The following is a 22,206-nucleotide window of genomic DNA, read 5'->3' on the forward strand; positions in this document are numbered from 1 at the left end:
GATACACGCCTGTTCCGGAACGTGACTGTATCGAATTACCGGCCCGGTGTGGCACGATGACCCGATGCACCATGTCACCGACGGCGAACGCCGGGCCCGCCTGGCCGTGCGGCACGCACTGGCCCCCGGCGCCCGCGCCGACTCCCCCGAAGCGGCCGCCCGGGCCGTCGTCGCGCTGCACGCGACCGAGCCGGCCACGGTCCACCTCTCGTGCTGGGCACGCGTCTCCTCCCTGACGGTCGCCGACGTCGACGGGGCGCTCCACCGGGAGCGCCTGCTCGTGAAGCAGTTGGCAATGCGGCGCACCCTCTTCGTGTTCCCGCGCGAGCTGCTGCCGGGCGTGTGGCCGAGCGCCTCGGCCCGCGTCGCCGCGGCGGAGCGCGCCCGCATGGCCAAGGACCTCGTCAGGGCGGGCCTCACCGACGACGGGGGCGCCTGGCTCGACCGGGCCCGGGCCGAGGTCCTGTCCGTGCTCGCCGACGCGCCGGAGGGCCTCGCCGCCGTCGACGTGCGCCGCGCGGTGCCGAGGATCGACGTGAAGGTCGAGGGGTCGCCCGGCGAGCTGTGGTCGGCGCCCCGGGTGCTCACCCTCCTCGGGGCCGCCGGCGACATCGTCCGCGGCGCCGACGCCGGCCGCTTCCCCGTCTCACGGCCCCGGTGGACCCTGGCCCCGCACTGGCTCGACGAGATCCCCGCACCGTGGAGCCCGGGCGAGGGGTACCGCGAGCTCGTCCGCCGCTGGCTCCTCCGCTTCGGCCCGGGGACCGAGGAGGACATCGTCTGGTGGCTGGGGGCCACCAAGACGATCGTGCGCGCGGCGCTGGCCGACCTGGAGGCCGTCGCGGTGTCCCTGGACGGCGGCGCCACCGGCTGGCTCATGCCCGACGACGTGGGGCCGACGGAGGACCCGGGCGAATGGGTCGCGCTCCTGCCGGTGCTCGACCCGACCGTGATGGGCTGGCGCGACCGGGGCTTCTACCTGGGGCCGCACCGCGAGCGGCTCTTCGAGCGGCGCGGCAACGCCGGCACCACGGCCTGGGTCGGCGGCCGCACCGTCGGCACATGGGTCCAGGACGGGGCCGGGGCCGTCCGTGTGCACCTGCTGGAGCCGGTCCCGGCCTCGGCGCGGCGCGCCCTCGACGAGGAGGCGGAGCGCCTGACCGCGTGGCTCGGCGGGGTGCGCGTCGGCACCGGTTACGTGTCACCGGCGATGCGCGCCGCCCTGGACGCCGTGGGGTGAGCCTGCCGGGGATCCGCCCCCGGCGCCGAGGGGCGCGCGGGCCCCGGAGGGCGGGGGCGGCGTCGGCCCGCGTGGGGGCCGGCGGGCCCGTGGGAAGCGGGGGGCCGCCTCCGGCTCTTCACGGAGGCGGCCCCGGGAAAGGGGCGTCAGAGGATCCGACGTGCCCCGGGGATCGCGCGGACCGCGGCGGCGATCGCCCAGCAGGCGGGGACGGCGAGGGCGGCCATGCCCAGGAACTTCACCGCGGCGGGCGCCTCCCAGCCGCTCAGCGCCATTCCGAGTCCGACCAGCACCAGCGGGTGCAGGAAGTACACGGCGAAGGCGTTGTCGGCCAGGAACGCGGAGAAACGGTTCCGCCGGTCGAGGAAGCGGCGGAAGGACACCATCAGCGCGAGGGTCACGCCGACGGCGAAGAACGTCTCCGCCACCATGTGGAACAGCGCCGGAGCGGTCCCGGGTTCGTTCGCCGCTCCGAGGACGAGCGCCCCTCCCAGGAACGCGGCCATGCCGAGGACGGCCGTCGCGCCCCCGTACCAGCCGGCCCGGTCGGGCAGGCGGGTGAACCAGTTGCGGCGGTAGGCCAGTACGCCCACGGTGAAGAGGGCGGCGTACTGGGGCAGGTAGTCGGGGCTGGGAAGGCCCACGAACGGCCAGTAGGGGGCGGGGTTGACCCAGCGCCAGAGGAACGAGACCAGGGCCAGGGCCGTGGTGAAGGCGAGGACCGGACCGAGCCAGCGCAGCGGGGCCGTGTCCTCCGGGCGGACGGCGGGGAGGACCGCCGCGCCCCGGCTCTCGGCGCGGCGCTCGCGGAAGCCGCGCACCATGACGTAGGTGAGGCTGAGGACGAGCAGGACCTCGACGAACCACATGGGGCCGGGGTCGAAGGAGATCAGGTAGAAGAGCCAGTAGGGCATCTCCGCGCCCTCGGCGGCGGCCCCCTCCGCGAACAGCCGGTAGGCGCCGGTCGTGAGCAGGGGGCGTAGGAGCAGGACGAAGAGCAGCAGGGGGACGCCCAGGCGCACCAGGCGTTCGCGGACGAACCCCCGACGCCCCCTCCGGTCCCTCGCTCCGGGCACGAAGTAGCCCGCGAGCAGGAAGAACAGGCCCATGAAGTAGGTCTGGTTCACGATGACCAGGAGGTCGAGCAGCCCGCCCGTGGGGTCCTGCGCGGGCTCGGTGTAGAACCAGACCGGGATGCTGCCGTAGGTGAGCGCGACGTGGTGCAGCACGACCAGGACGGTCATCGCCACGCGCAGGTTGTCGACGTAGTGCAGGCGTCTGGGGGGCGGCGGCGCCGACTCCGGGCTCAGGGCGGGCGCTGGTTGCTGTGTCATGGGGTCCTCGTGATGGGGGTGTGCGCCGGTCAGTCGGCGCGGGTGGCGCGGACGAGCTGTTCGCCGAGCTCGGCGGCGTGCGCCATGAGGTCGTGGTCGGGGTGGACGCGCCAGTACTCGAACATCCCGTCGGTGGCGGACTGCTGGGTCACGGCCATCGCCCGCACGTCGAAGTCGCGGAACTCGCCGCTCCTCTGCCCCTCCCGGTAGAGCACCTCCAGGGACTCGTAGAGGGGTTCGGACTCGCCGGCCCCGTACCGGGGGGAGCCGTCCGGCCTGCGCGCGTGGAGGAAGATCTGCGCCAGGGCCGCCATGCGGCTCCGGTGCTCCAGGGCGTAGGCGGCCACACCCCGCACGTGTGCGCGGAGCATGTCGGCGGCGTTGTCCTGGGCGAGGATCTGCGGGACGACGGACTCGGCGATCTCCGTGTAGACGCCCGTCACCAGCTGTTCCATCAGCTCCTCCTTTCCCGCGAAGTGGTACGAGATGACGCCCTTGCTCACGCCCGCCTTCTCGGCGATCCGCGCCAGTGAGGCGTTGGGATAGCCCACCCCGGCGATGGTGTCGATCGCCGCGGCGACGATCTGCGCCCTGCGGGCCTCCTCGATGAAGGACCTTTTCTGACCGGCTGGATTATTTTCTGACCGCATGGCCAGAATCTAACACGGGGGGCCAGGAATCCATGGGGGTTGTCCCTGAGCCGCCCCTGGGCCGACCCCGCCGGGCCGGGGGTGGAAACCCCGGGACGGCCCGGTCCCGCTCCCCGCGGGTCCCGGAGGGGCCCCGGGCCCGGCCGCCCCCTCCGCGCGGGCGGGGCCGCTCCCGGCCGACCGGGGCCACCGGCCCCGCCGCCTGCGCCGCAGGGGCAGGATGGGGGCATGACCCGACCCGCGCCCACCCTGCCGGAACTGTGGCCGGTGCTGGCCGTGATCTCCCTGGGAGGGGCGCTCGGCGCCCTGGCCAGGTACGGCCTGGACACCGCCTGGCCGCCCACGGCGTCCGGGGTCTCCTGGACCGTGCTCGCGATCAACGTCAGCGGCAGCGCGCTCATCGGCGTGCTCATGGAACTGCTCAACCACCGGTGGCCGGACAGCCGGTTCATCCGGGTGTTCTGGGGGGTGGGGGTCCTCGGGGGCTACACCACGTTCTCCGCGTACGCCCTGGACGTCCTCACCGCGCTCGAACACGGCCGTCCCGAGGCGGCCCTGGCCTACCTGGTGCTCACCCCGGCCGGGGCCCTGGCGGGGGTGTGGGCGGCCTCGGCGGTCTCCCACCGGGCACTGGCCTCCGGAAGGCGGGGCGCGTGAGCGCCCTGCTCGTGGCGCTGGGTGCGGCGGTGGGAGCCCCCGCCCGGTTCCTGCTGGACCTGGCCGTGCAGCGCCGGCACGGCACGTCCTTCCCCTGGGGCACGCTGTGCGTCAACGTGATCGGCTGCCTGCTCCTGGGCGCCTTCACCGCCCTGCCCCTGCACGAGGGGGCGGCGGGGCTGCTGGGCGCGGGGCTGTGCGGTGCTTTCACGACCTACTCCACCTTCTCCTACGAGACCTACCGGCTGGCCGCGACCGGCGAGCGCCTGCACGCGGTCCTGTACGCGGCGGTCAGCCTCGCCGCGGGGCTGGGAGCGGCCTGGACGGGGCTCGTCCTCACCCGGGCGCTCCTCGGCTGACGCGGACGGGTCCGGCCCCCTCCCGCACGCCGTGGTCGGGCGCCTCCCGGAGCGGCAGCGGCCCGGGGCTCCCCGGCCCTCGTCCACAGGCCCTGGAGAATCAACGGGGACAGGGGTACCGTTGTCCGTGGGCGCGGTCCCGCGCCCAACCCCCGGTTCCGGTGCTCGCGCCGCCGGCTGTGAGGGGGCAAAGGGGACCCAGGGTCCTCGGGACGCCGGTCCGATGTGCCCCACCGGCGGGGCGGAGGGAGCGCGAGTTCCGACGCTGTCGCCGAGGAGCCGTCATGACCAGCCACAAGACCTTCAAGCAGCGCGTGCGCGCCCGCATGGACAAGACCGGCGAGAGCTACACCGCCGCCCGCGCACACCTGATCGGCCGCACCGGAACCGCCCCCGGGTCCGGCCGCGGGCCCTCCGGACCCGCCGCCGAGCCCGGGAGAGCCGCCGCCGACCGCTCCCCCACCGTGCAGCCCCCGCCCGCCGGGCGGCACCCGGTGTCCGCCGACGCCCCTCCCGCGACGGGGGCACCGGAGGGCTCCGCCGGCCCCGCAGACGCGCCCGTCCCCTCCGCGGCCGACCGGCGCACCACGGGGGCGATGCGCGGCCGCGTCACCGACGACTCCGTGCGGGAGCACACCGGCCGCGACTACGCCGGGTGGTTCGCCCTGCTCGACGGCTGGAACGGCACCGCCCGCACCCACGCCGAGCTGGCCGCATGGCTGGGCCGGGAGCAGGGCGTCCCCGCGTGGTGGGCGCAGACCGTCACGGTCGCCTACGAGCAGGAGCGCGGGATGCGGGTCCCGGGCCAGAAGAAGGACGGGTTCGCGGTCAGCGTCAGCAAGACCGTCCACGCGCCGGTCGAGCGCCTCTTCGCCGCCTTCGTCGAGGAGGGCGAGCGCGGGAGGTGGCTGCCCGACCACGACCTGGCGGTGCGCACCTCCACCGGGCCCCGGCGCCTGACCGCCGACTTCGACCGCACCACACGGATCAGCGCCAACTTCACCGCCAAGGACGGGGGCAGGAGCACGGTCGCCTTCGAGCACACCAAGCTGGCGGACGCGGAGACCGCTGCCGAGACGAAGGCGTTCTGGAGGCACCGGCTGGGGCAGCTCAAGATCGTGCTGGAGGAGCACGGGGACCGGTCCTGAGCCCTGCGTGACCCGAGCCGCTCCCGGGCCCCGGGGCCGCCCGCCCCCGGCACGCCGTCCTTCACGGCCGTCGGGGGCGGGGGCGGCCCACGGCCTAGCGCTCCAGGTACGCGCGCAGGTGGCGGGCGGTGAGGGTGTCGCCCTCGGCCACCAGCTCGGCGGGACTGCCCTCGAAGACCACGCGGCCGCCGTCGTGCCCGGCGCCCGGCCCCAGGTCGATGAGGTGGTCGGCGTGCGCCATGACCGCCTGGTGGTGCTCGATGACCACCACCGTGTTGCCGTCGTCGACCAGCCGGTCCAGCAGGGCGAGGAGCCGGTCCACGTCGGCCAGGTGCAGGCCGGTGGTGGGCTCGTCCATCACGTACACCGCCCCCTCCTTGGCCATGCTGATCGCCAGCTTCAGGCGCTGGCGTTCACCGCCCGACAGGGTGGTCAGCGGCTGGCCCAGGCCCAGGTAGCCCAGGCCGACGTCGTAGAGCCGGTCCAGGATGGTGCGGGCGTTGCCGGTGGTGAAGAACTCCCGGGCCTCCACCACCGACATGGAGAGCACCTCGCTGATGTTCCTGCCGCGCAGTTCGTGGGTGAGCACCTCGGGCCGGAACCGCTTGCCCTCGCACTGCTCGCAGGTGGAGGCGACTCCGGCCATCATCGCCAGGTCGGTGTAGATGACCCCCGCGCCCTTGCACTCGGGGCAGGCCCCCTCGGAGTTCGCGCTGAACAGGGAGGACTTCACCTTGTTGGCGCGGGCGAAGGCGGTGCGGATCGGGTCGAGCAGGCCGGTGTAGGTGGCCGGGTTGGAGCGGCGCGACCCCCGGATCGGTGACTGGTCGACCACCACCACGCCCTCCCTTCCGGGGAGGGCGCCGTGGATGAGCGAGCTCTTGCCCGATCCCGCGACCCCGGTGACCACGGTGAGGACTCCCAGGGGGACGTCCACGCTGACGTCCTTGAGGTTGTGGCTGTCGGCCCCGGAGATGGAGATGGCCCCGGTGGGGCGGCGGACCTCGCTCCGCAGGGTGGCGCGGTGGTCCAGGTGGTCGCCGGTGAGCGTGCCCGAGGCGCGCAGCCCGGCCACGTCCCCGGAGTAGGTGATCCGCCCGCCGGACGGTCCGGCGCCCGGCCCCAGGTCCACCACGTGGTCGGCGATCGCGATCGTCTCGGGCTTGTGCTCGACCACCAGCACGGTGTTGCCCTTGTCGCGCAGGCTCACCAGCAGGTTGTTCATCCGCTCGATGTCGTGCGGGTGCAGGCCCACGGTGGGCTCGTCGAAGACGTAGGTGACGTCGCTGAGGCTGGAGCCCAGGTGGCGGACCATCTTGACGCGCTGGGCCTCGCCGCCGGACAGCGTGCCCGACTCCCGGTCCAGGCTGAGGTAGCCCAGGCCGACCTCGACCAGGGAGTCGAGGGTGTGGCCGAGGTTGTCCAGCAGCGGCTTCACCGAGGGCTCGTCCAGGGAGCCGACGAAATCGGCGAGTTCGTTGATCTGCATGGACGAGCACTCGGTGATGGTGCGTCCGGCGACCTTGACCGAGCGGGCCTCGGCGTTGAGCCGCGTGCCCTCGCACCCGGGGCACGTGGAGTAGGTGACGGCGCGGTCCGCGAAGGCGCGGATCCCGGGCTGCATGGAGTCGCGGTCCTTGGACAGGTAGGTGCGCTTGAGCTTGACCACCAGCCCCTCGTAGGAGAAGGAGTTGCCGCCGACCTTGACCCGGGTGGCGGGGCCGTGGAGGAAGGTCTCCCACTCCTCGGGGGTGTAGTCGCGCAGCTTGCGGTCCGGGTCCAGGAACCCGGAGTTGGCCATGACCTGCCAGTACCAGGAGTCCACGGCGAACCCGGGGACGGTGATGGCGCCCTCGTTCAGCGACAGGTCCCGGTCGTAGAGCTCCTCCAGGTCGATCTGGTTGGTGCGGCCCAGCCCCTCGCACTCGGGGCACATGCCCTCGGAGTTGTTGAAGCTGAACATGCTCGACGGTTCCAGGCGCGGGGTGCCGACCCGGCTGAAGACGATGCGCAGCATGGCCGCGGCGTCGGTGGCGGTGCCGACGGTGGAGCGGGAGTTGGCGCCCATCCGCTCCTGGTCGACGATGATGGCGGCGCTCAGGTTGCGCAGGGTGTCCACGTCGGGTCTGCCCTGGCTGGGCATGAACGACTGGACGAACGTCGTGTAGGTCTCGTTGATGAGTCTCTGCGACTCGGCGGCGATCGTGCCGAACACGAGGGAGGACTTCCCCGACCCGGACAGGCCGGTGAACACGCTCAGCCTCCGCTTGGGGATGTCCACCGAGACGTCGGCGAGGTTGTTCTCCCTTGCGCCCCTGACCTGGATGGTGTCGTGGCTGTCGGCCATGGAGGTGGGATCGGAAGACACGCTGCTCCTCAGAAATCCTTATGCGGTAAACTGGCGGCCTGCGAACGTTAGTTTATGGCATAAGGAGATGCAAGTGGTCGTCTACGCCGGGCAGGGTGACGCCCGTCGCTCCATGGGCCTGCTGTGGCGCGCCCCCGTGGACCCGTCCGCGCGTGCCGTCCCCGGCCCCAAGCCCGAACTCAGCGTGGACCTGGTCGTGGAGACCGCCATCCGCGTCGCCGACGAAGAGGGCATGGACGCGCTGTCGATGCGCGCGGTGGGACAGCGGCTCGGGCGCACCGCCATGTCGCTGTACACCTACGTGGCCAGCAAGAACGAGCTCATCGAGCTGATGTACGACCACGCGTTCGGTGAGCTCGCCGACGCGGCCGAAGCCGACGGTGAACCAGACTGGCGGAAGGCTACGACGAACTGGGCGACCCGGCTGTGGGAGTTCTACCTGCGCCACCCCTGGACGCTGGAGGTCTCCCAGGCCAGGCCGGTGCTGGGCCCCAACGAGTACCGGCTGTTCGAGTCCATGGCCCTCGTGCTGCACCGCGCGGGGCTGGACGCCGTCCGGATCCGCAGCGCCTACGGCAACCTCTTCTCCCTCGTGCGCGGATCCGTGCAGACGGCCGCGGAGGCGCGCCGCGCCGAGACCGTGACGGGAACGCCCGAGGACGAGTGGTGGTTCGCCCGCTCCGCGCAGCTGGACGCGCTCGTGCCCGACTTCGCCGAGCGCTTCCCCACCCTCGCCCGCATGTCCGAGGCGGGCGCGTTCTCCAACGAGGACGAGAGCGAGCCCTACCTGGAGCAGGAGGCGTGGGAGACCTTCCAGTTCGGTCTGAACGCCCTGCTCGACGGGGTGCGGGGCAAGCTCGGCGCGCGGGCCCGCCCGGAACCGCGCACGTGATGATCTCCTCGGAGGCGTCCGTGAGCGGGCCGCGGGCCCAGTCCCCGTACCGGGCCCTGAGGTCGCCTCGGACCCGTCCGGACCGGTCACCCTCCGCGAGGGCCGCCACGCCTCCCATTTCCGCGCCCGCACACGGTTTTCCCGGAGGTCCTCCCGCCCGCGGAGGGCCCTCGTCCCGGCCGCGGCCGGGACGAGGGCCCGGTTCGCTAGCCTCGTCCCCGACGAGCCCGGCGCCGCCCGGCCCCGGGAGAGGAGAACGGGGAGACCCATGCCCGCACCCGATCCGGACCGGTTGCACCCCACGACCCGGCCGGACCTGACCAACGTCGTCTTCCTGAAGGCACAGGTCACCTCCGACCTCATCGAGGTGGGCGAGTACACCTACTACGACGACGAGGGCAGCGGCGTCCCCTTCGAGCAGGCGTGCGTGCTCTACAACTACGGCCCCCAGCGCCTGGTGATCGGCCGGTTCAGCGCCATCGCACCGGGCGTCACCATCCTCATGCCCGCCGGGAACCACCCCACCGTGGGCCCCTCCACCTACCCGTTCACGATGTTCGGCGGCGAGTGGTCCGAGCGCACCATGGACACCTACCTGTCGATCCCCGCCCCGCCCGACACCAGGATCGGCAACGACGTGTGGATCGGCCGGGGCGCCACGATCATGCCGGGGGTGGCGATCGGCGACGGCGCCGTCGTGGCCGCGCACAGCGTCGTGACCAAGGACGTCGCCCCCTACGCACTGGTCGGCGGCAACCCGGCGCGGCACCTCCGCAGCCGCTTCGAGGAGGACGACGTCGCACGCCTGCTCGCGGCCCGGTGGTGGGACTGGCCCGTCGAGGCGATCACCGAGCGCGCCGCCCTCATCATGGGCGGCAGCCCCGCCGAGGTCGCCGCGGTGGCCGAGGGCGTCCTCGGCGGCTGAACCCCGGAGCGTGGTGCGGCCGGACGCGGGGCCTCAGCCGTCCAGGGCGTGCCCGGTGGTGGCGTCCACGTGGTCGGGCACCTCCTCGTGGCGGTCGCCGACCGTCAGGGTGCCGGTGGGCTCGAAGAGGAGGATCGACGCGCCCCCGTCCGACTCGGGCCGGTGCTCGGCGCCGCGCGGGACCACGAACACCGATCCCCTCTCCAGGGTGACGACCCGCTCCGGGGCGCCCTCGCGCTCGCGCAGCCGGATGCGCAGGTCCCCGTCCAGGAGGAGGAAGAACTCGTCGGTGCCGTCGTGGGCGTGCCACACGTACTCGCCGCGGACCTTGGCCACGCGCACGTCGTAGTCGTTGACCCGGGTGACGATGCGCGGACTCCACAGCTCGTCGAAGGAGGCCAGCGCGTCCCGCAGGTTGATCGGTCGTTCGCTCATAGGGCCATCCTGGCCCTGGCGCCCCGACCGGGGAAGTGCTAGGAATCGCACATGCCGCAAGAATCCTCGCACCGAGTCGCGCTGGTCGTCGACGAGGGCTCGAACCCCTTCGAGATGAGCGTGGCCACCGAGCTCTTCGGACTGCGCCGCCCCGAGATCGACCACCCCTGGTACGACCTCACCGTGTGCTCGGCGGTCCCCGACGTGCGCGTCCACCTGGGGCTGTTCACCATCACCGGCCTGGCCGGACTGGAGGCGGTGGAGGAGGCCGACACGGTCATCGTGCCCAACCGCCCCGACCCGTGGGTCCCGCCCAGGCCGGAGGTGGTCGCGTCCGTGCGCCGGGCGGCCCGCCGGGGGGCCCGGCTGGTCAGCTTCTGCAGCGGTGCCTTCACCCTGGCCGCCGCCGGGGTCCTGGACGGGCGGAGGGCCGCCACGCACTGGAGGTTCGAGGAACTGTTCGCCCGGATGCACCCGCAGGTCCGCCTCGAACGCGACGTGCTGTTCGTGGACGAGGGCGAGGTGCTCACCGCGGCGGGCAGCGCCGCCGCCCTGGACCTGGGACTGCACCTGATCCGCCGCGACCACGGCGCGGAGACCGCCAACACGGTCAGCCGGCGGCTGGTGTTCGCCGCCCACCGGGAGGGCGGGCAGCGCCAGTTCGTCCGCAGGCCGCTCCCCGAGACCGCCGACACCTCCCTGGCCCCGGTCCTGGCCTGGGCCCGCGAGCACCTGGGCGAACCGCTCGCCGTCGCCGACCTGGCCTCTCGGGCGTCGGTCAGCCCGGCGACCCTGCACCGCCGGTTCCGGGCCGAACTGGGCACGACCCCGCTGGCCTGGCTGCGCTCCGAGCGCGTGCTGCTGGCCTGCCGCCTGATCGAGGCCGGGGGCATGGGCTTCGAGGCGGTGGCGCGGGCCAGCGGCCTGGGCAGTACCGCCAACCTGCGGGCGAGCGTGCGGGCGCACACCGGGGTCGGCCCGGCCCTGTACCGGGAGCGGTTCGGTCCGCGTCCCCCGGCCCGGGAAGGCGGCCGGTCCCCGGACCGCGCCTGACCGCGCGGCCACGGCCCCCGTGCCCGAGGGGCGGACCGGTCGAGCGGCCGCCGGGCCGTCGGAGGCCGCGGACCTCCTTGCCTGGGAGCGCTTCCAGAGGTCTAGGATCGGCCGCATGGAAACACGTGTACTGGGTCGCACCCGCAAGGACGTCGGCGTCGTCGGTTTCGGCGCCTGGCAGATCGGAGCCTCCTGGGGCGAGGTCAGCGAGGCCGACGCCACCGCCGCCCTGCACACCGCGGTCGAGGAGGGCGTCACCTTCTTCGACACCGCCGACGTCTACGGCGACGGCCGCAGCGAACGGCTCGTGGGACGCCTGCTGAAGGAATTCCCCCACATCACCGTGGCCACCAAGATGGGTCGGCGCCGGGAGCAGACGGCCGCGAACTACAACCCCGCCAACTTCCGGGCCTGGAACGACGACTCCCGCCGCAACCTGGGCGTGGACACCGTCGACCTGGTCCAGCTGCACTGCCCGCCCCCCGCCGTCATCGCCACCGACGCCGTCTTCGACGACCTGGACGCCATGGTCGAGGAGGGGCGGATGCGCGCCTACGGCGTCTCGGTGGAGACCGTGGACGAGGCCCTGGCCGCCATCGCCCGCCCTCACGTGGCCACCGTCCAGATCATCCTCAACGCCTTCCGCCACAAGCCCCTGGAGCGGTTCCTGCCCGCCGCGCGCGAGGCCGGGGTCGGTGTCATCGCCCGCGTCCCGCTGGCCAGCGGCCTGCTCTCGGGCAGGTTCACCGCCGACACCCCCTTCGCCGCCGACGACCACCGCGCCTTCAACCGCGAGGGGCAGGCCTTCGACAAGGGGGAGACGTTCTCCGGGGTGCCCTACGCCACCGGGCTGGAGGCCGTGGAGCGTATCCGCCCGCTCGTCCCCGAGGGGATGACGATGGCCCAGTTCGCGCTGCGCTGGATCCTGGACCAGGACGGCGTGAGCGTCGTCATCCCCGGGGCCCGCAACGCCGACCAGGCGCGCGGCAACGCCGCCGCCGCGGACCTGGCGCCGCTCTCCCCCGAGGCCCGCGCCCAGGTCGGCGCGGTCTACGACGAGCTCGTCCGACCCCACGTCCACCACCTGTGGTGACCGGCGACGCCCCCGTGGGCTGACGGCAGGCCGTCAGGGGCCCCGGTCGGCTCCGCGTCCTGCGGGGCCGGTGACGGCCGGGAGGCCCCGGCGTGCGCCCGAGGGAGGCCGGGAGCGGCGCGGGGCCGGTCAGTCCCCGGGCCGGCGGGCCCCGCGTCCGGCGCCTCCGAAACGGCGGGCGAGACGCTCGAACGCGTCCTCCAGCTCGGGCGGTCCGACGACCTCGAAATCGGCGTCGAAGCGTCCGACGGCGGAGGCCAGGCCGACCCATGACCACGAACCGAGCACCAGCCGACAGCGCTCCGGCCCCAGCTCCTCGACCAGCCCGTCGTAGGCGAAGGGGGCGACGGACGCGGCGGGCAGGTCGAGGACGACCTCCCCCCGGCAGGGCCAGTCGGCCGGCCCGCCCGAGCCCCGGAACCTGCCGGTGACGAAGGCGGCCACGTCGCCGCCGGGCACCTCCCGCGGGGTGAAGCGCGGACCGTTGGGGGTGCGGGGTGAGATGCGGTCCACACGGAGGGTCTGCCAGTCGTCGCGCTCGTCCTCCCACGCCAGGAGGTACCAGCGCCCCCGCCAGGTCACCAGGTGGTGGGGTTGCACCCGGCGCCGGACCACCGCGGTGTCGTCCCGGTCCGAGGCGGATCGGAAGGCGGGGGCGTAGTCCAGGCGCAGCTCCTCGCGGGCGTGGACGGCGGCGCTCAGCGCCAGGAGCAGGCTGCCGTCGGCCCGGGCGGGGAGGGCGTCGGGCGGCGCGACCGCGTCGACCCGGATCGGGCGGATCCGCTGACGCAGCCGTGAGGGCATGACCTGGCGGATGGTGGTGAGCGCGCGTTCTGCGGCCTCCCCGATCCCGGCGCCTGTCGCGGTGGCCGCCTGGAGCGCCACCGCCAGCGCCACGGCCTGTTCGTCGTCGAACAGCAGCGGGGGCATCTGCGAGCCCGCGTCGAGCCGGTAACCGCCGTCGCGCCCCTTGAAGGCCGTGATCGGGTAGCCGAGTTCGCGGAGGCGGTCCACGTCGCGGCGGACCGTGCGCGCGCTGACGTCGAGCCGCTCGGCCAGCTCGTCACCCGACCAGTCCCGGCGGGTCTGGAGCACGGACAGGAGCGCGAGCAGACGGGCGGACGTTTTCACCATGGAACCCATCCTGCTCGACATAGAGGACACACCCTGTCCTGTGAGCCTGCGAATGTGGGGCCACAGGCAGCGAAGGGACGGGCGCGAACGCGGTCATCGCAGGTCACAGCCGCCTCGGCAGCGGGCTTTCCGTGTCCGCCGCCGAGGGGCGGGGCCGTCCGCCTCCCCCGACGCCCGGCCGCGCCGCCACGGCGGCGCACGGCCGACCGCCACCGACACCAGCCGTACAGAGCTCATCAGAGCAGACCGAGACCGGGAGCCACCATGTCCATCACGACCACGACCCACCTGAACTTCCGCGGCGACGCCCGTGCGGCGCTCGACTTCTACCACTCCGTCTTCGGCGGGGACATCGCCGTCGTCACCTACAAGGACACGGGCAACGTGCAGAACCCGGACGAGGCGGACTGGGTGACGTGGGGCCAGGTGATCGCGGACAACGGCTTCCACGTCATGGCCTACGACGTGCCCTCCCCCACGCCGTGGGACCGGGGTGAGAACGCCGTCTTCGTCTCCGTGCGCGGGGACGGCGCCGAGGAGGTCACCGCCCTCTGGGAGAAGCTGGCCGTCGGCTCGACCGTCGTGCAGCCGCTGGAGGCCTCCCCGTGGGCGCCGCTCTACGGGATGCTCAAGGACCGCTTCGGCATCGTCTGGGTCCTGGACGTCGCGGCCCCGTACAACGGCTGACCCCGAGCCGGGGAGGTGGGGCGGGCCGGGCGCCCTGCCGACCCGGTCCCCGGCACGGCTCCGGGGGCGGTCGCGCGCTCCTCCGTGAACGGCCGTTTCCCCGGTCCGCCCGACCGGCCGGCACGGAGGCGGCTCCTCCTGCTCGGGCGGGTCCGCCTCCCGACCGGGGAAGGAGGGCCGCCGTCTCCGTCCGGGCCCCTGCCCCGGGCCCCGGACGGAGGCGGTGCCTAGATCAGGCCCTGGGCGAGCATCGCGCCCGCCACACGCTCGAACCCGGCCACGTTCGCACCGAGCACGTAGTCGCCCGGGGCGCCGTACCTCTCGGCGGCCTCCTCGCACCGGTCGTGGATCCCCGTCATGACCTCGGCCAGCTCGGCCTCGGCGTGCTCGAACGACCACGACGTGCGCCGCGCGTTCTGCCGCATTTCCAGGACGCTGGTCGCCACGCCTCCGGCGTTGGCGGCCTTGCCCGGCGCGAACAGCACCCCGGCCTCGCGCAGCACCTGGACGGCCTCGGGGGTGGTGGGCATGTTCGCGCCCTCGGCCACCGCCAGGACGCCGTTGCGGACCAGGGTGCGCGCCGACGCCGCGTCCAGCTCGTTCTGGGTGGCGGAGGGCAGTGCCACCTCGCAGGGCACGTCCCACACGTTGCCGCCCTCCACGTAGCGGGCGTCGCCGCGCCGCTCGGCGTACTCGGAGATCCTGGCCCGCTCCACCTCCTTGATCTGCTTGAGCAGGTCGAGGTCGATGCCCTTCTCGTCCACGACGTAGCCGCCGGAGTCGGAGCAGGCGATCACGGTGGCGCCCAGCTGCTGGGCCTTCTCCACCGAGTAGACCGCCACGTTGCCCGAACCGGACACCACCACGCGCCGACCGTCCAGGCTCCGGCCCGAGCGCTCCAGCATCCGCTGGGTGAACAGCACGTTCCCGTACCCCGTGGCCTCGGTACGGACGCGCGAACCACCCCACTCCAGGCCCTTGCCGGTGATGACCCCGGCCTCCCACCGGTTGGCGAGGCGCCGGTACTGGCCGAACATGTAGCCGATCTCGCGGCCGCCCACGCCGATGTCCCCGGCCGGGACGTCGGTGTGCTCGCCCAGGTGGCGGTGGAGCTCGGTCATGAACGACTGGCAGAACCGCTCGATCTCGTTGTCGGAGCGCCCCTTGGGGTCGAAGTCGCTGCCGCCCTTGCCTCCGCCGATGCTCATGCCGGTGAGGGCGTTCTTGAAGATCTGCTCGAAGCCCAGGAACTTGATCACCCCGAGGTTCACGCTGGGGTGGAAGCGCAGCCCGCCCTTGTAGGGGCCCAGCGCGCTGTTGAACTCCACCCTGAAACCACGGTTGACGTGCACGTTGCCCTGGTCGTCGCGCCACGGCACCCGGAAGATGACCTGGCGTTCGGGTTCGCAGAGGCGCTCCAGGATGCGCTGGTCGGCGTATTCGGGGTGGCGGGAGAGGGCGGGCGAGAGGCTGTCGAGCACCTCCAGGACGGCCTGCTGGAACTCGGGCTCGTCGGGGTTGCGCCGCACCACGTGCTCGTACGCGCTTCGGACCCCCGGGTGGTGCCCGCTGCGGGCACCATCGGAAAACGGCATGCGAGTGCGTTCCCTTCTCACTGCTGGAACGGGCACCCCGCACGCCGTTGTGCCGGGAACCTCGATCATCGGAGGAATCGGTTCGAGGAGACGGGGCCATGGGCTCATACAGGCCCTGTCCACCCGTGGTGTTGCCAGTGTATTGCCTTGACGTAAACATACTTTTGGGCGCATCGGTGCTTCCCGACCTCTGCCCCTGGCCGGAGAGGCGCGGGCGGAGGCACGCACAAGAGCCGCTCCGGGGAAAATCCGTTGTCCGCCACGGCGGCTCCCGGGAGGATGCCTCCATGCGCATGGGAGTGGTGGGGCTGGGGATGGGGCTGCACCTGGCGGTGTGGGCCGCCAGGGCGGGCATCGACGTGACCGCGGTCTGCGACCGCGAGGCCCGACCGCGACAGCGGGCGCGCGAGCTGCTGCCCGGCGCGGTCGCCGTCGACCGCTGGCAGGACCTGCTGGACCCCGGCCACCGCCTGGACGGGGTGGTGCTCGCCAACGACTTCGACGCCCACGCCCCGATGGCGACCGCCTTCCTCGACCACGGCGTCCACGTGCTCTCCGAGACCGCCGCCTGCGCGAACGCGGAGGAGGGCCGGGCCCTGGTCGAAGCCGCCGACCGCTCCCGTGCGACCTACTCCTTCGCCGAGAACTACGTGCTCCACCCGCACGTGCGGCTCCTGCGCGAGGCGGTGGAGGCGGGGGAGGTCGGCCGGATCAGCCTGGTGGAGGCCGACTACCTGCACGGGATGTCCCCCGGGGCGCGGGCGGAGCTGATCGGCGACCCCGCCCACTGGCGCGGCCGGATCCCCCCGACCGCGTACTGCACCCACTCGCTGTCCCCGATCCTGGCGATCACCGGGGCGCGTCCCGTCGAGGTCACCGCGTTCGGCGTGGACGAGGCCTCTCCGCGCGAGGCCTCCACCATGGTGGTGCGCCTGTCCACGGGGGCGCTGGCCATTACCCGCAACGGGTTCCTGCAGGGCGAGCCCGACAGCCACTGGAGCTGGGTGTCGGTGCGCGGAACCCGGGGGCTGGCCGAGTCGGTGCGGGCCGGGGGCGACCGGGCCTGGTCGGTGCGGGTCCGCCAGGAGGGCTGGACGCAGGAGGACGGGGTGACGCGCGAGGAGGAACGCGTCCCGCCTCCGGTGACCCTGGACGGCGAGCCCCTGGAGCGCGGGGCCGAGGGAACGGTCCTGCTGCTGCGGGGCTTTCGCGACACGGTCCTGCACGGCGCACCGCCGCCGGTGCCGGTGCGCGACGCCGTGGCGGCCTCCCTGGTGGGCGTGGCCGGGGCGGAGTCGCTGGCCCGGGGGTCCTGTCCGGTCCCCGTGCCGCAGGTCTGAGCCGCGCGCGAGCACCGGCGATGCCGGCGCCGCGCGACACCGCGGGTCCCGTCCCGGAGGACGCCGTGCCTTCCGGAGCACCGGACGATCCCGCCCGGCCTCCCCGGTCCGCCGCACCGCCCCCCTCCCCGGCGGACCCGTCCCCGTACGCGCTGCGCACCGCCCCGCCGGCCGGGCCCGGCCCGGCCGGCGGGCGCCGTCCCGGACAGGCCCGAACCGCTGTTCACCGACTCCGACCGCCCCGGGCGACGGAGGGGCCGACCGGGTGCCGCGCGGCCTGTGGGAGGACGTGACGCGCGGCGACCACTCCAGCATCGGCGCGGCCCCCGCCGCCGGGAAGCGGCTGCCCCGGGACGCGCACCCGACCGGCACCCGTCCCCGGCCCGCCCGCGTCCCGGCCGCCCCGGTCGCCTCCCCGCCGCCGCTCCGGCAGGGGAGGTCCGAAGGCGCGGACCGCACCGGCGCCCCTCACACGGCGGCCCGTCCGCGGAGGAGGTCCAGCCGGCGGCGCACGGAGTCGACCGCGGCACGGGCCGCGGGTGTGGGCGCGCGGCCCGTCCGCTCAGGTGGGCGCACCGGTTCGCGGCGGTCCCCGCCGAGGGAGGCGCGCATGAGCGCGAGGACCGCGGGATCCGTCTCCCCGGCCCCCTCGGCGCCGCCCGTGTCGGGACCGTCCCGCAGGGCCCCGGCCGGGCCCTCCGCGGCCCTCACCGGCCCCTCGGACCGGGCAGCGCACCCGGCCGGACCGCCCGTGCGGGCCGTCCCCGTACCGGGGCCCCGGCTCGGGTGGAGGATCTCGCCGGGCACGCTCCGGCAGGCCCCGCCGCACACACGGCAGCTCCCGCCCGGGACGTTGCGCACGCCCGGGTGGTCGGGGCAGGTGCGCGGCGCCGCACCGTCGGGGCCGACGGCGAACCCGGGCGGCTCGGCGAACGCGTCCCCGTAGTCCGGATGCCTGGGGGCGGGCACCCCCTGCCCGAGCCGTTCCGTGCGCGGCGCGGGAGCCCACGGCGGGGCCGGGGCGCCTCCGCCGCCGCGCCGCACGCCCGCGCCGAGGCGGCCGGCCAGGAACCCGCGCGCGTCCTCCACGCGGCCCAGGCGGCGCATGAGCGCCGGGAACGGGCTGCGCAGGGTCTCCGCGCCCTCCAGCAGCGCGCCCAGCTCGGCCGTGCGCATCCCCTGCCCGGCGAGCCGGTCGAGGGCTGCGGCCAGGGCCTCACGGTCCGGTCCGGGGCGGCGCAGCACCGAGTCCGGTATCCGGGCGAGGAGGCTCCGGGCGAGCCCTCGCGCCCCCGGGGCGGTCACTCCTCCCGGGGCGGGATCCGGTATCCGCTCCGGAGCAACGCCGCGTGTGGGCGCACCGGGCGTCCCCGGGTCCGGCGCGGGGCCGGGGACCCGTTCCGGGCCGACCACGGGCGCTTGCACCGGCACGGGCAGGGGACGGACCCCTCGCTCGTACGCCCGGGCGGCCACCCGCCCTGTGGTGGCGCTCCCGCGGACGGAGCGCCGGATCGGGGAGGGGTGTACAGGGGAAAGGTCTGCAGGTCGTTCTGACCTGTCGGCCAGGTCAGGATGAACGGTCGTTCGCACCGGAGGCCAGGGGCGTGAGGCCGGGGACAACGGCTCCTCCCCCAGCGCCCGGCGCACCCGGTTGACCTCCTCCAGCGCCTGGGCGGTGTATGCCTGCGCGGGGATCAGCAGCTCCAGCACCGGCGGGAGCCGGTCGGGCCACCGGCGCCCGGCGGCGATGTCGGTGCGGAAGAACAGGCGCGTCTGCGCGGGGCCGAACCTGCGCACCAGGCCCGCGCCGACGAGGTCGTGGAGCGCCCGTTTGACGGTGGAGGCGCTCATCGTGCCGCCGGAGCGCTCGGCGATCGTGTCGAGGTACAGGTAGCACCAGCGCCCGTCCGCGTCGACGGCGTCGGCGATGATCGCCGCGACGGTGTGCGCGCGGGTGCTGGGCAGCAGGCCCGCCCTGAGGGCGTCGGTGATCCAGAGCGAGGGCATGAAGCCGATACCGCGCATGGCGCCCGGGGCGCGCCGACGCGGACCGACGGACCCCGGCGGGGGCTGCGACGCCGTGTCCGAAGGAGACGACATGCGGGATATGGCCGTGACATCGGGGCCGGGTTGGATACACTCCACCACTAGCCGCCTCCCTGAGTTGACCAGGTTGGGGGTCAGAGCCCGGCGCCGGTGTTGGTAGCACCTGCCGGGCTCGACTGCTTTCGGGACCCACAGTAGTGGAGCGAACACGGGTTCGGGTGCGACTGTGGAAAACCCTCCGGCGGCCTTCCCCAGCCGTGCCGGACCCCTCCGACCGGGGCCGGAAGCCCGGGGCGGCGGCCCGGTCGCCCCGAGCCGCCGCAGGCCCTCCGCCCGCGAGGAGAGCGATGACCGATCCGGCCGACCCCGACGACGCCCACCAGGAACGCGCCGCCGTCCTCCCCGGCGGGATGATGAACACGGTCCTCCGGCACGGCGGCCGCGTCGTGCGCACCGCCACCCCCGCCTCCCCCGCCCTCCACGCCCACCTGCGGGCCCTGGCCGGCGCCGGCTACCGGGGCGCTCCCCTTCCCCTCCGGCTGCGCGGGGACGGCCGCGAGGAGCTGACCTTCGTGGAGGGCGACGTGGCCCTGCCGCCCCTCCCCGACTGGGCGCGCACCGAGTCGGTCCTGCGCTCGGCCGCGGCGCTCCCGCGCCGCTACCACGAGGCCGCGTCCCGTGTCGGCGTGGACGCCACCGCGCCCTGGGCCTCGGGGGCGGCCGGACTGGCCGACCCCGAGGGCGGGCCGATCCTGTGCCACAACGACCCGTGCCCGGAGAACCTCGTCTTCCGGAACGGGCGGGCCGAGGCCCTGATCGACTTCGACCTCGCCGCGCCCGGAAGGCCGGTGTGGGACGTGGCCGCCCTGGCCTACTACCTGGTCCCCGCCCTCGACCCGGTCTCCGCCGCCGGGACCTGGAGCGAGGGCGCGGACGTGCCCCGCCGACTCCGGGCGGCCGCCGACGCCTACGGCCTCGCCCGCGGGGACCGCGCCGCCCTCCCCGGCGTGATCGGGCAGTACACGGCCGTGGCCCGCACGTTCGTGGCGGCACGCGTGGACGGCGGGGAGGAGGCGTTCGTCCGCGGCCTGGAGCGGTCCGGGGGGTGGGACCGCTGGGACCGCCGCCAGACCTGGCTCGCCGAGCAGCGCCCGGTGTTGTCCCGCGCCCTCCTCGACTCACGCGGGAGCGGCCCGGCCCCAGCCGGGTCCTCCACCCTTCCGAGGAGAGACGGTCGGCCCCACGGCGACATTCGTACAAGACCGGCGCCCGTCGGCCCGCTTACGGGCCCAGCTCGGAGTCACGCCCGAACGCACCCCCCGCCTGGTGCGGTTCGACCACGCCGTCCGCCTTCTCGCCGCGGGCCACGCCGCCGAGAGCGGCTACGTCGACCAGTCCCACCTGCACCGCGAGGTCAAGTCCTTCCCGGGGTACACCCCCACGGCCGTGGTCGCCGCTCCCTGGCTCGCGATCGACGACGCCGCGTGGCCCGGTGCGTGACCGGGGTCGGGGCCCTGTCACAGGCGGGCGGACACGCCCCTGAGCGGACGGTTCAGGGGACCAGGACGATCTTGCCGGAGGACTTCCGCTCCCACTCCCGGTGGGCCTGCGCGGCCTCCCCCAGCCCCATCGCCCGGGACGCGGGCGGGGTGATCCGCCCGTCGGCCGCGGCCTCCATCAGCGTCTCCAGGGTCTGCGCGGTCTGGTCCTCCGGCTTGGAGAGGAAGGGGACGCCCAAGTCGAAGGCGGCCGGGTCGGCGAGGGTGACGACCCGGTCAGTGCCTCCGCGCAGGGCGATCGCGTCGGGGAGCGCCCCGTGCCCGGCCGCGTCCAGGACCGCGTCCACGCCCCGGGGCGCCAGCGCCCGCACACGCTGGGCGAGCCCCTCCCCGTAGGGGGTGGCGAGCGCTCCGAGCGCGCGCACCCGGTCCAGGTTCGCGCCTCCGGCCGTCCCGATGACCGTGATCCCGACCGCGACCGCGAGCTGGACGGCGATCCCTCCCACGCTGCCGGAGGCGCCGTTGACCAGCAGCGTCTCCCCGCGCCGGGGGTCCAGGACGCGCAGCGCGCGGACCGCGGCCTCTCCCGCCACCGGGAGAGCCGCCGCCTCCTGCCAGGTCAGCGCCTCCGGTTTGGCCGCGAAGGTGGACAGCACGGCGTACTCGGCGTATCCGCCGCCGGCGGTCCATCCGGCGACGGCGTCGCCGACGGCCGTGCCCGTGACGCCCTCACCGACCGCGTCCACCACCCCGGCCGCCTCCTGGCCCGGCACACGCGGTGCGGGCAGCGGCTTGCCCTGCGCCATCAGCCCCGAACGCACCTTGACGTCGATCGGGTTGACGCCCGCGGCGCGGACGGCCACCCTCACCTGACCGGGGCCGGGTTCGGGAACCCCGGTCTCCACGACGGTCAGGACGGACGGGTCGCCGTATTCGGAGAAGCTCACAGCGCGCATGGTTCTTCCTTCGGATCTCGGTGCCCGGCCCCGGGGGCGGCGGGGGCACGACTCGGCCCGGAGGCTCTCCAGGCCGTCTCGCACCCTACGCACCGGGCACGCGCCCTCGGTGCCGCGCCACGCCCGAAGGCCCCGATCGGCGCCGACCGGTCGAAGCGGCGGGGTCCGTCAGCCCTCACCGCACGGCCCGCGCCCCGGTCGTCCCCTCAGGCGCCGCGCCGGGCGATGACCACCAGGTAGCGGCAGGGGGACCGGCCCGGGTTGTGGAACTCGCACGGCTCGGGCGGCCCCAGCTGGAGGCAGTCCCCCGCCTCCAGGAGGTGCTCGACGGAGCCCTCGCGGAAGGCGAGAGCGCCGTCCAGGACCCAGATCTGGTGGTGCGTGAAGACGTAGGCCTCCACGGGGAAGGCGACTCTCGCGCCCGCCGGGAGCTCCACCTCGACCAGCTCGATCGGGCCGCCGGAGGTCGGGGAGACCGCCCGGCGCACGTAGCCGGTGTCGGGGTCGGTCCAGGTGGGCTGCTCGTGGGAGCGGGCCAGGCGCCGGTCGCCCTGTTCGGCACGGGAGATCAGCTCGGAGAGGGTGATGCCGAGTGCCGCGGACAGGCGCCCGAGCAGGGAGGCCGTGGGCTGGACGTCGCCGTTCTCGATACGGCTGACCATGGTGCGCGAGACACCGGAGAGTTCGGACAGCGCCGAGGCGCTCAAACCGCGGGAGCCGCGGAGTTCCTTGAGGATCAGGCCGAGGGCAGCACCCAGTTCGTCGCTCATGTGTTCACTATAGTGACAGGCCCCG

General features: G+C 74.4%; 20 protein-coding genes and 1 pseudogene. 12 read left to right on the top strand and 9 right to left on the bottom strand.

The window, feature by feature from the left end; genetic code table 11:
* Positions 1–64 precede the first annotated feature (64 nt).
* Positions 65–1,240, top strand: coding sequence for a winged helix DNA-binding domain-containing protein (locus tag ACIRPH_RS06970; protein ID WP_402910352.1), 1,176 nt, complete (start codon positions 65–67; stop codon positions 1,238–1,240).
* Positions 1,241–1,386: 146 nt separating this feature from the next.
* On the opposite strand, the gene ACIRPH_RS06975 is transcribed toward ACIRPH_RS06970, so the two are convergent.
* Together ACIRPH_RS06975 and ACIRPH_RS06980 are read right to left on the bottom strand one after the other, a co-directional pair.
* Positions 1,387–2,574: an acyltransferase gene (locus ACIRPH_RS06975; RefSeq protein ID WP_402910354.1), complete on the bottom strand. Its 1,188-nt coding sequence runs from the start codon at positions 2,572–2,574 to the stop codon at positions 1,387–1,389.
* A gap of 29 nt (positions 2,575–2,603) precedes the next feature.
* Positions 2,604–3,224, bottom strand: coding sequence for a TetR/AcrR family transcriptional regulator (locus tag ACIRPH_RS06980; RefSeq protein ID WP_402910355.1), 621 nt, complete (start codon positions 3,222–3,224; stop codon positions 2,604–2,606).
* A gap of 228 nt (positions 3,225–3,452) precedes the next feature.
* Here ACIRPH_RS06980 and ACIRPH_RS06985 point away from each other — a divergent pair, with 228 nt between their 5' ends.
* The 3 genes from ACIRPH_RS06985 (at position 3,453) to ACIRPH_RS06995 (ending at position 5,388) form a co-directional block, all read left to right on the top strand.
* Entirely contained in the window at positions 3,453–3,881 is a 429-nt protein-coding gene (locus ACIRPH_RS06985; RefSeq protein WP_402910358.1) for a fluoride efflux transporter FluC, read from the top strand.
* Positions 3,878–4,240 (top strand): fluoride efflux transporter CrcB, encoded by a 363-nt coding sequence (gene crcB / locus ACIRPH_RS06990; RefSeq protein WP_402910361.1) that lies wholly within the window; start codon positions 3,878–3,880, stop codon positions 4,238–4,240. The genes ACIRPH_RS06985 and crcB overlap by 4 nt, the downstream gene beginning before the upstream one ends.
* A gap of 284 nt (positions 4,241–4,524) precedes the next feature.
* Positions 4,525–5,388, top strand: a complete 864-nt coding sequence (locus ACIRPH_RS06995; RefSeq protein ID WP_402910364.1) for a hypothetical protein — start codon at positions 4,525–4,527, stop codon at positions 5,386–5,388.
* A gap of 94 nt (positions 5,389–5,482) precedes the next feature.
* Here the strand turns inward: ACIRPH_RS06995 and ACIRPH_RS07000 are convergent, their stop codons facing one another.
* A complete protein-coding gene (locus tag ACIRPH_RS07000) occupies positions 5,483–7,756 on the bottom strand; it encodes an ATP-binding cassette domain-containing protein (RefSeq protein WP_402910366.1) in 2,274 nt (757 codons plus the stop codon).
* 73 nt (positions 7,757–7,829) lie between these two features.
* Here ACIRPH_RS07000 and ACIRPH_RS07005 point away from each other — a divergent pair, with 73 nt between their 5' ends.
* Both ACIRPH_RS07005 and ACIRPH_RS07010 read left to right on the top strand, forming a co-directional pair.
* Positions 7,830–8,648: a TetR/AcrR family transcriptional regulator gene (locus tag ACIRPH_RS07005; protein WP_402910368.1), complete on the top strand. Its 819-nt coding sequence runs from the start codon at positions 7,830–7,832 to the stop codon at positions 8,646–8,648.
* A 268-nt stretch (positions 8,649–8,916) separates the two neighbouring features.
* A complete protein-coding gene (locus ACIRPH_RS07010) occupies positions 8,917–9,573 on the top strand; it encodes a CatB-related O-acetyltransferase (protein WP_402910371.1) in 657 nt (218 codons plus the stop codon).
* A 33-nt stretch (positions 9,574–9,606) separates the two neighbouring features.
* Here the strand turns inward: ACIRPH_RS07010 and ACIRPH_RS07015 are convergent, their stop codons facing one another.
* On the bottom strand, positions 9,607–10,008 hold the full coding sequence (locus tag ACIRPH_RS07015) for a cupin domain-containing protein (protein WP_402910374.1): 402 nt from the start codon (positions 10,006–10,008) through the stop codon (positions 9,607–9,609).
* Between the two features lie 51 nt (positions 10,009–10,059).
* Here ACIRPH_RS07015 and ACIRPH_RS07020 point away from each other — a divergent pair, with 51 nt between their 5' ends.
* Positions 10,060–11,061, top strand: a complete 1,002-nt coding sequence (locus ACIRPH_RS07020; protein WP_402910377.1) for a helix-turn-helix domain-containing protein — start codon at positions 10,060–10,062, stop codon at positions 11,059–11,061.
* Positions 11,062–11,176: 115 nt separating this feature from the next.
* Positions 11,177–12,154 (top strand): aldo/keto reductase, encoded by a 978-nt coding sequence (locus ACIRPH_RS07025; protein ID WP_402910379.1) that lies wholly within the window; start codon positions 11,177–11,179, stop codon positions 12,152–12,154.
* 129 nt (positions 12,155–12,283) lie between these two features.
* Here ACIRPH_RS07025 and ACIRPH_RS07030 read toward each other — a convergent pair whose 3' ends face one another.
* Complete coding sequence (locus ACIRPH_RS07030; protein WP_402910381.1) at positions 12,284–13,288, bottom strand: helix-turn-helix transcriptional regulator; 1,005 nt, start codon at positions 13,286–13,288, stop codon at positions 12,284–12,286.
* A gap of 264 nt (positions 13,289–13,552) precedes the next feature.
* On the opposite strand from ACIRPH_RS07030, the gene ACIRPH_RS07035 reads away from it, so the two are divergent.
* Positions 13,553–13,975, top strand: coding sequence for a VOC family protein (locus tag ACIRPH_RS07035; protein WP_402910384.1), 423 nt, complete (start codon positions 13,553–13,555; stop codon positions 13,973–13,975).
* Positions 13,976–14,202: 227 nt separating this feature from the next.
* Here the strand turns inward: ACIRPH_RS07035 and gdhA are convergent, their stop codons facing one another.
* Entirely contained in the window at positions 14,203–15,570 is a 1,368-nt protein-coding gene (gene gdhA / locus ACIRPH_RS07040; protein ID WP_402910387.1) for an NADP-specific glutamate dehydrogenase, read from the bottom strand.
* Between the two features lie 287 nt (positions 15,571–15,857).
* Between gdhA and ACIRPH_RS07045 the strand changes: the two genes are divergently transcribed.
* Entirely contained in the window at positions 15,858–16,910 is a 1,053-nt protein-coding gene (locus ACIRPH_RS07045; RefSeq protein WP_402910390.1) for a Gfo/Idh/MocA family protein, read from the top strand.
* A 468-nt stretch (positions 16,911–17,378) separates the two neighbouring features.
* Here the strand turns inward: ACIRPH_RS07045 and ACIRPH_RS07050 are convergent, their stop codons facing one another.
* The gene (locus ACIRPH_RS07050; protein WP_402910392.1) at positions 17,379–18,917 is read right to left on the bottom strand and encodes a hypothetical protein; all 1,539 of its coding nucleotides are present in this window, start codon (positions 18,915–18,917) and stop codon (positions 17,379–17,381) included.
* Between the two features lie 452 nt (positions 18,918–19,369).
* Here ACIRPH_RS07050 and ACIRPH_RS07055 point away from each other — a divergent pair.
* Positions 19,370–19,897, top strand: a pseudogene (locus ACIRPH_RS07055) (phosphotransferase); the annotation flags it as partial.
* Between the two features lie 385 nt (positions 19,898–20,282).
* On the top strand, positions 20,283–20,456 hold the full coding sequence (locus ACIRPH_RS07060) for a hypothetical protein (RefSeq protein ID WP_402910394.1): 174 nt from the start codon (positions 20,283–20,285) through the stop codon (positions 20,454–20,456).
* A 52-nt stretch (positions 20,457–20,508) separates the two neighbouring features.
* Here ACIRPH_RS07060 and ACIRPH_RS07065 read toward each other — a convergent pair whose 3' ends face one another.
* The gene (locus tag ACIRPH_RS07065; RefSeq protein WP_402910395.1) at positions 20,509–21,411 is read right to left on the bottom strand and encodes an NADP-dependent oxidoreductase; all 903 of its coding nucleotides are present in this window, start codon (positions 21,409–21,411) and stop codon (positions 20,509–20,511) included.
* Positions 21,412–21,617: 206 nt separating this feature from the next.
* On the bottom strand, positions 21,618–22,181 hold the full coding sequence (locus tag ACIRPH_RS07070; RefSeq protein ID WP_402910398.1) for a helix-turn-helix domain-containing protein: 564 nt from the start codon (positions 22,179–22,181) through the stop codon (positions 21,618–21,620).
* Between the last annotated feature and the right edge of the window lie 25 nt (positions 22,182–22,206).

The organism is Nocardiopsis sp. NPDC101807, assembly GCF_044766605.1.
Taxonomy (GTDB): Bacteria; Actinomycetota; Actinomycetes; order Streptosporangiales; family Streptosporangiaceae; genus Nocardiopsis; species Nocardiopsis tropica.

Coding starts and splice junctions, on each gene's coding strand:
- ACIRPH_RS06970 (WP_402910352.1), top strand. CDS start 65: ATGCACCATGTCACCGACGGCGAACGCCGGGCCCGCCTGGCCGTGCGG.
- ACIRPH_RS06975 (WP_402910354.1), bottom strand. CDS start 2,574: ATGACACAGCAACCAGCGCCCGCCCTGAGCCCGGAGTCGGCGCCGCCG.
- ACIRPH_RS06980 (WP_402910355.1), bottom strand. CDS start 3,224: ATGCGGTCAGAAAATAATCCAGCCGGTCAGAAAAGGTCCTTCATCGAG.
- ACIRPH_RS06985 (WP_402910358.1), top strand. CDS start 3,453: ATGACCCGACCCGCGCCCACCCTGCCGGAACTGTGGCCGGTGCTGGCC.
- ACIRPH_RS06995 (WP_402910364.1), top strand. CDS start 4,525: ATGACCAGCCACAAGACCTTCAAGCAGCGCGTGCGCGCCCGCATGGAC.
- ACIRPH_RS07010 (WP_402910371.1), top strand. CDS start 8,917: ATGCCCGCACCCGATCCGGACCGGTTGCACCCCACGACCCGGCCGGAC.
- ACIRPH_RS07015 (WP_402910374.1), bottom strand. CDS start 10,008: ATGAGCGAACGACCGATCAACCTGCGGGACGCGCTGGCCTCCTTCGAC.
- ACIRPH_RS07020 (WP_402910377.1), top strand. CDS start 10,060: ATGCCGCAAGAATCCTCGCACCGAGTCGCGCTGGTCGTCGACGAGGGC.
- ACIRPH_RS07025 (WP_402910379.1), top strand. CDS start 11,177: ATGGAAACACGTGTACTGGGTCGCACCCGCAAGGACGTCGGCGTCGTC.
- ACIRPH_RS07030 (WP_402910381.1), bottom strand. CDS start 13,288: ATGGTGAAAACGTCCGCCCGTCTGCTCGCGCTCCTGTCCGTGCTCCAG.
- ACIRPH_RS07035 (WP_402910384.1), top strand. CDS start 13,553: ATGTCCATCACGACCACGACCCACCTGAACTTCCGCGGCGACGCCCGT.
- gdhA (WP_402910387.1), bottom strand. CDS start 15,570: ATGCCGTTTTCCGATGGTGCCCGCAGCGGGCACCACCCGGGGGTCCGA.
- ACIRPH_RS07045 (WP_402910390.1), top strand. CDS start 15,858: ATGCGCATGGGAGTGGTGGGGCTGGGGATGGGGCTGCACCTGGCGGTG.
- ACIRPH_RS07050 (WP_402910392.1), bottom strand. CDS start 18,917: ATGCCCTCGCTCTGGATCACCGACGCCCTCAGGGCGGGCCTGCTGCCC.
- ACIRPH_RS07065 (WP_402910395.1), bottom strand. CDS start 21,411: ATGCGCGCTGTGAGCTTCTCCGAATACGGCGACCCGTCCGTCCTGACC.
- ACIRPH_RS07070 (WP_402910398.1), bottom strand. CDS start 22,181: ATGAGCGACGAACTGGGTGCTGCCCTCGGCCTGATCCTCAAGGAACTC.